Here is a 6,983-nt window from a genome sequence, read left to right on the forward strand (position 1 = left end):
ACGCCTCCCGGTGTACCTGCTGCTCACCGGGCTCCTGGTGCCGGATGACGCGCGCTGGGGGCCATTCGGTCTCCAGGGCCTGGCGCTCTTCGCCCTGTACCTCCTGGGTGGCGTGTCGGCGATGGTCGTCGCCTCGGTGCTGCGGGCGACGGTCCTGCGTCGTGGCGGGCTGCCCTTCTACCTCGAGCTCCCGCCGTTCCGCGTGCCGACGGCGCGCAGCGTCGTGCAGTCCGTCTGGGCTCCGGTCCGGGTCTTCCTGCGCAAGGTCGGCACGATCATCCTGCTCGCGAACCTCGTGCTGTGGGCCCTGCTCACCTTCCCCGACCGCAGCGCGGAGACGGAGGCGATGGCGCCGGCGGAGGCCGCCGCGTACACCCTGGACCACAGCTACGCGGCAACGGTGGGCAAGGCCGTGGAACCCGTGTTCGACCCGCTCGGCTTCGACTGGCGGATCAACATCGGCCTGGTCAGTGCGATGGCCGCCCGAGAGGTCTTCGTCTCCACCCTGGGGCAGGTCGCCGCTGCCCAGGACCCGGAGAACCCGCAGGACGTCCTCCGCACGATGACCTTCACCGACGGCGAGCGGGCGGGGGAGCCGGTGTTCACGGCGCCGACGATCGTCGCGCTGCTCGTGTACTTCGTGTTCGCCATGCAGTGCGTCTCGACGCTCGCGGTGATGCGGCGCGAGTCCAACTCCTGGCGCTGGCCGGCGTTCTCCTTCGTGAGCCTGACCGCCCTGGCCTGGGTCGCGGCCTGGCTCGCGCGCGCGGTGACCCAGCTGGTGATCTGAGTGACGGGGACAGCCCCCGACGGGCCGCAGGACGAGGGGGAGCTCACCGTCGTCGCCGTGCACCCCGAGCGCACGGGCGACCCGGCGACGCTGCGCTGGCACGTGCCCGGACCCGCGCTGCCGGCCACCGACGAGCCGCATGGCGGGCCGGCGCTGGCGGGCCTCGTCGAGACCCGTCTGCTCGCCACGGCCCTCGTCGGGGCGCAGGAGGTCACGACGACCCTTGCGGAGGGGCAGTCGTGGACGATCGCCGGGCCTGCCGTCCGCCGTGCCGTCCAGGAGACGGTCGCCGCGCTGCGCTCCCGGCCGGCCCGTCCGGTGGCCGAGCGTGACGCCGCGCTGCGCGAGCTGGCCGAGCTCGTGGTCGCGGGCGCCGGGCCCTATGCCGCGAGCCACGGCGGCCGGATCGAGCTCGTGGCCGTGCAGGACGACATCGTCTCGGTGCGCCTCGGTGGTGCGTGCCACGGGTGCCCGGCCCAGTCCTTCACCGTGCACCGACGGCTCGAGGAGGACCTGCGCCGTGGCGCGCCGTGGCTCCGTGAGGTCCGGGTCGTCGACCGCCGGGGAGCGTCGGACCAGGGTGCGGAGGCTGCCGACTGCGGAGCGGGGGACGGCTCGACGACCGGCCGACCTCTCGTCCTGTTCCGCACTCCTCCCGCGCGCCGCTGACCGTCCTCCCGGCTCCCTCTCGCAGCAGGAGGCGTGAAGCGGTAGACCTGAACCGGAGGTGGTCGCCGTGTCCGCTGTCGTCGTCCAGGGCCTGCGCAAGACCTACGGGGAGGTCGTCGCGGTCGACGGGCTCGACCTGGTGATCGAGCCCCATGAGGTCGTCTCACTGCTGGGCCCGAACGGTGCGGGCAAGACGACGACCGTCGAGGTCCTCGAGGGGTACCGCCGGCCCGACGCCGGAAGCGTCTCGGTGCTCGGCACGGATCCGATGGTGGGCGGGCGCGCCTACCGGGAGCGGATCGGGGTCGTCCTGCAGGAGGCAGGGTTCGAGGAGTCCTTCACCCCGCGCGAGCTGATCCGCCTGCATGCCGGCTACTACCCGCACCCGCGTGCCGTGCAGGAGGTGATCGACCTCGTCGACCTGGGGGAGAAGGCCGACGCGCGGGTCAGGACGCTCTCGGGCGGACAGCGTCGACGGCTCGACCTGGCGCTCGGGATCGTCGGCGACCCGCAGATGCTCTTCCTCGACGAGCCGACCACGGGCTTCGACCCGTCGGCGCGACGACGGGCCTGGGAGCTCATCGACCGGTTGCGCGACCTCGGGACGACGATCCTGCTGACGACGCACTACCTCGACGAGGCCCAGCACCTGGCCGACCGCGTCGTCGTCATCGACCACGGAACGGTGATCGCCTCCGGGACCCCCGAGGCGCTCGCGGCCTCGGCAGGGGCGTCGACGGTGATCTCCTTCCGGGTGCCGGAGGGGGTGACGACCGCCGATCTCCCCGAGGTGGGGACCGACCTGCGCGTGGCAGGGACGACGGTCGAGGTCCGCACTCCCGACGCGACGAGGGACATCCACCTGCTCACCGGGTGGGCGGTGGGACGCTCGCTGAGCCTCGACGGGCTGACGCTCACCCGGCCGAGCCTCGAGGACGTGTACCTGGACCTCGTCGGGGAGCCGTCCCCGACGGACGAGACGGCTGCGGACGCACCATGAGCCGCGACCTGCGGATGCTGGGCCGCCAGATCCGGCACGAGTTCGCCGTCCTGCGCGGCACCCCGATCGTGATCATCCTGGCGGTCGGCTTCCCCCTGCTCTTCTTCGCGCTGATCTCGGCCTTCGTGGGGAACGAGACGCTCGACGAGCGCTCAGGCGTCCGGGTGGCCCAGTTCCTCGCGCCGGCGTTCGCCTCCTTCGGCATCGTCATGGCGACGTTCTCGTTCCTGGGCGTCGGCCTCGCGGAGGCGCGCGCGAGAGGAGTCGTCAAGCGCCAGAACGGCACCCCCCTGCCCCGCTGGGTGATGCTCGGCGGGCGGATGGGGGCCGCGATGCTCCTGGGGCTCGCGTCGACCGTGCTGGTGCTCGGTGTCGGCGCTGTGTTCTACGACATCCAGATCCTCGGCAGGACCCTGCTCGCAGCCCTGGTCACGATCGTGACGGCCTCGCTCGCGTTCAGTGCCCTCGGCATCGCCGTCGCGGCGCTCGCCTCGACCCCGCAGGTCGCCCAGGCGCTGACCAACGGCCTGGTGATCCCCCTGGCCTTCGTCTCCGACATCTTCAACTTCGGGGGCTCGGCGATGCCGTCCTGGCTCTCGAACATCGGCTGGGCCTTCCCGCTCAAGCATCTGGTCAACGCGCTCGGGGACGCGTTCAACCCGTTCCTCGCCGGATCGGGGTTCGCCTGGGGGCACCTCGCGGTGATCGCCGGATGGGGCGTCGCCGGAGCTGTCGCCGCGGGCTGGCTGCTGCGGGCCTCCCGCGAGACCGCCGCCCGCCGGTCGGGAGCGGTCGGACGAGCGCCGGCGGGCGACCGGTCTCCGCGCCGCAACGCACGACCCTCTGCGTGGGCGCTCGTCCTCGACCAGGTGCGGCACACGGCAGCGGGGCTCGTCCGTGAGTTCGAGGCCGTCTTCTTCTCCGTCGCGTTCCCGATCCTGCTCGTCGTCCTCATCCCGGCCACCAGCGGCGGCGGAGGGGCCGTGCTCGACAACGGACTTGCCCTTCCGACCTTCCTCGCGGGCACCATGGCGATCTACGGCGCGGCCGTGACCGGGTTCGTGAGCATCGCCGAGGGCATCGCCGACGAGCGGGGGAGTGGCGCCCTCACCAGGACCCACGGGACACCGCTTCCCCGATGGGCGCTGCTCACCGGTCGGGTGGTCGGGGCCGTCGTGGTCTCGCTGGTCACCGTCGCCGGCTGCTACCTGGCCGCCGCCGTGGTCCACGGTGCGCCGTTCCCGGTCGCCTGGCCGGCGATCCTGTTCGTCGTCGTGCTGGCGGCCATCTGCTTCGCCGCCCTCGGACTCGCCGTCGTCTCGCTCGTGCGCTCGGCGCAGAGCGTCATCGGCATCTCGCTCGGGTTCCTGCTCCCGCTGTCGTTCCTCTCGGACGTGTTCATCGTGGGAGTGCAGTACCCGGCAGCGCTCGAGGCCGTGTCCTGGGTCTTCCCGCTGCGGCATGCGACGGCCTCGATCACCGAGGCAGCCCTCCTGCCCACGCTCGTCGGCGGCCTGGACCCGGGGCACCTGGGCATGCTGGTGCTGTGGACCCTCGTCGCGCTCCTGGTCGTGGCGTGGCGCTTCGCCTGGGAGGGCACGAAGGCGCGGGCCCGGTTGCGGCCCGTGGGCTGAGCGCCCGGCTCAGGCGCTGGTGGTCTGCCGGCCCTGGATGTCCTCGACCCGGCTCCAGCGGCCCGCGGCGATCTCGGTGCGCCAGGCGCGCAGCCACGAGGCCGCCGCTGCGGGCGGCAGCGGACGGGTGAAGACGAAGCCCTGGGCCGCGTCGCAACCGGCGGCGCGCAGGGCGAGGAGTCGGCCGTCGTCCTCGACACCCTCGGCGACGACCCGGAGCCGGAAGGCCCGGCCGGCGTCGAGGATCACCCCGACGAGCGTCTGGATCCCGGGGTCATCCGAGGAGACGAGGCTCTGGTCGATCTTCAGGACGTCGACCGCGAGCCGCGGCAGCTGGAGCACACCCGTCGAGCCGGTGCCGAAGTCGTCGATCGCGATGCGCACGCCCGTGGCACGCAGCGTGCGCGCATGTGCTGCCGCGGGCCCGGTGTCGACCCGGACCGTCTCCGGCACGTCGAGCTCGAGCTGGTTGGGCACGATCCCCGTGCCGTGCAGGGCGTCGCGGACGTCGTCGAGGATCGCCGGGTCCGCCAGGTGCGGGGCGGCCACGTTCACCGCGATGCGCAGCTCAGCCGCCGGGTCGAGCCCCTCGGCGGTCCAGGCGGCGAGCTGACCGACCGCCTGCCCCAGCACCCAGCGGCCGAGCTCGCGGACCAGCGTCGAGCCCTCGGCGATCGCGAGGATCTCCGCTGCCGCCAGGGGCCCGTGCTCGGGATGGTCCCACCGCATGAGTGCCTCGAAGGAGGTCGCGGCCCCGGTGCGCAGGTCGATCGTCGGCTGGAACTCGAGGTGGACCTGACCCGCGGCGACGGCGTCGGCCAGCTCGGCCACCGCCTCGGCACGCTCGTCGAGCGACTCGTCCCAGGCACTGGCCAGCAGCCGGGTCGAGGCGCGCGCGACGCTCAGGGCCTCGCCGGCACGGCTGCGGAGCACGTCGGGATCGAGGCTCACCTCCAGGTGGGAGGACGTGGCCGTACCCACGCGTGCGGTGAGGCCCGTCGCCTCCGGAAGGCGCAGCGCCCCGATGACGGAGACCAGGCGGTTCGCGACGGCCAACGCGCCCTCCTGGGCGACCCCGGGGAGGACCAGGCCGAGGGCGCGTCCCCCGAGGTGGGCCAGCACGTCCCCGGCGCGTTGACCCGAGCGGCGCACGGCGAGGGTGACGGCGCGGACCGCCGCGGCCTGCTGAGGCGAGCCAGGGGCCTCGTCGATCCCCTCGACGTCGACGAGCAGGACGGACAACGGCTCGAAGGACCGTGCACAGCGGCGCGACTCGGTGCGCAGCGCCGCCTCGAACTCCTGCGCACCGGGCACCGGAGGGCCGTGCTCCCCGGGGGGAGCGGGCTGTGGGGGGATGCTCATGAGTCGCTCCTCCGTGGCCGTGGGGTCGAGGGGTGCTGCGTCCGGCCGGGGACATCCGTCTCGGGCTGCGGGGCGCGCGTCGCGCCGAGCAGCCAGCCCTCGCCCGGTGCGGGAGCGGGGCCCGGGCGACCGAGGAAGTACCCCTGGCCCTGCTCGCAGCCGAGCACAGCGAGGGAGGTGAGCTGGGACTCCCGCTCGATCCCCTCCGCGATGCAGACGGCGCCGAGCGCATGGGCCATCTCGATGATCGCGAGCACGAGGCTCGAGCACCGTGGGTCCGAGTCGACGTTCGAGACGAAGGCGCGGTCGATCTTGATGATGTCGATCGGGAAGTCCTGGAGGTAGGCCAGCGAGGACTGGCCCGTGCCGAAGTCGTCGAGGGCGATCCGGACGCCGAGGTCGTGTGCCGTGCGGACCGTCGTCAGGGCCGCCTCGGGGTTCCGGATGATGGCACTCTCGGTGATCTCCATGCAGAGCTGCTCGGGGCGCAGGCCGGAGGCGGCGAGCGCGGTCGAGAGGTCCCCCAGGAACCCGCGGTCGGAGAGCTGGTCCGCCGAGACGTTGACGTTGACGACCAGGTGGCCCAGGTCCTGAGCGCTCCACTCGGCGCACTGCCGGGTCGCCTCGGCGAGCATGAATCGACCGATGTCGAGGATGACGCCCGTGCGCTCGGCGACCGGGATGAAGGTCGACGGCGGCACGGCCTCGCCGCTGCTGTCCCGCCAGCGCCAGAGGGCCTCGGCACCGACGACCCGTCCCGAGCGAAGGTCGACGATCGGTTGGACGTGCGCGGCGAACCTCCGCCGCTCCAGTCCGCGGCGCATGCGCCGCGCGGCGGCACCGTCGAGGAGCGCAGCGGTGAGCGGGTACCGCGACTGGCCGGCGAGGGTGGCGATCAACAGTCCGATCGCCACGTACATCACGGCGCGGACGAGCCAGGTCGGATCGGCGGCTGCGGATGCCCCCAGCAGCACCGGGCTGAGAGGGCCGGCGAGCAGCCCTGCTGAGCCGGCGGCGCCGATCGCTCCGCGCCAGCCCATGACCGAGGCCGCGTAGGCGATCGGCACGTAGTAGAGGTTGAGCACCGCGTGGGGTGGGCCACCGACGGCGAGCAGGACGGCCGTGACGAGGGCGAGCTCGAGGGCGACGACGACGATCGCGACGGGCGCGGAGTCGCTCAGACGGAGCAAGGTCGAGGTCGCTGCCCCCAGGCCTCGCGTCCCACGCCGTCCGGGACCACCGTCGGGGACGTCCCGCGACGGGTCCGGGGTCGAGGGGCGCACCCCGGGTGTATCGGCATCCCTGGCCGGACCATGAGCATCCGGGGCGAGGTCCTGTCATTCCCACGGACTCGGCCGGGTGGCCGGCGGCGCCGCGACGACCGTGGCCGCTCATGCGGGAGAAGCCCGGTACCGGGCTGTTCGAGGAGGGCTCCCGCGACTGGACTCGAACCAGTAACCGTCCGATTAACAGTCGGATGCTCTGCCAATTGAGCTACGCGGGATCGCGGCTCAGATGCTACCCGATG

The 6,983-nt window shown here is 73.1% G+C and carries 6 protein-coding genes and 1 tRNA gene; 4 read left to right on the forward strand and 3 right to left on the reverse strand.

Translation table 11 applies throughout. The features are described 5' to 3' along the window. The 4 genes from ABWK99_RS11705 to ABWK99_RS11720 form a co-directional block, all read left to right on the forward strand. Positions 1 to 790 (forward strand): nucleoside recognition domain-containing protein (locus ABWK99_RS11705; protein WP_372594881.1); only part of this gene is annotated, 790 nt, incomplete at its 5' end. Beyond that, entirely contained in the window at positions 791 to 1,459 is a 669-nt protein-coding gene (locus ABWK99_RS11710; protein WP_372594882.1) for a NifU family protein, read from the forward strand. A 67-nt stretch (positions 1,460 to 1,526) separates the two neighbouring features. Next, positions 1,527 to 2,459, forward strand: coding sequence for an ABC transporter ATP-binding protein (locus tag ABWK99_RS11715; protein ID WP_372594883.1), 933 nt, complete (start codon positions 1,527 to 1,529; stop codon positions 2,457 to 2,459). Continuing rightward, the gene (locus ABWK99_RS11720) at positions 2,456 to 4,093 is read left to right on the forward strand and encodes an ABC transporter permease (protein ID WP_372594884.1); all 1,638 of its coding nucleotides are present in this window, start codon (positions 2,456 to 2,458) and stop codon (positions 4,091 to 4,093) included. Before ABWK99_RS11715 ends, ABWK99_RS11720 begins: the two co-directional genes overlap by 4 nt. Positions 4,094 to 4,102: 9 nt before the next feature. On the opposite strand, the gene ABWK99_RS11725 is transcribed toward ABWK99_RS11720, so the two are convergent. The 3 genes from ABWK99_RS11725 to ABWK99_RS11735 all read right to left on the reverse strand — a co-directional run bounded on the left by ABWK99_RS11725 (position 4,103) and on the right by ABWK99_RS11735 (position 6,959). Continuing rightward, positions 4,103 to 5,455: an EAL domain-containing protein gene (locus ABWK99_RS11725; protein WP_372594885.1), complete on the reverse strand. Its 1,353-nt coding sequence runs from the start codon at positions 5,453 to 5,455 to the stop codon at positions 4,103 to 4,105. Beyond that, positions 5,452 to 6,738, reverse strand: coding sequence for a putative bifunctional diguanylate cyclase/phosphodiesterase (locus ABWK99_RS11730; RefSeq protein WP_372594886.1), 1,287 nt, complete (start codon positions 6,736 to 6,738; stop codon positions 5,452 to 5,454). Before ABWK99_RS11730 ends, ABWK99_RS11725 begins: the two co-directional genes overlap by 4 nt. Before the next feature lie 148 nt (positions 6,739 to 6,886). Further along, positions 6,887 to 6,959: transfer RNA gene (locus tag ABWK99_RS11735), tRNA-Asn, on the reverse strand. Positions 6,960 to 6,983: the final 24 nt, after the last annotated feature.

Origin of the sequence: Actinotalea sp. (assembly GCF_041597215.1) — a bacterium.
Lineage (GTDB): Bacteria > Actinomycetota > Actinomycetes > Actinomycetales > Cellulomonadaceae > Actinotalea.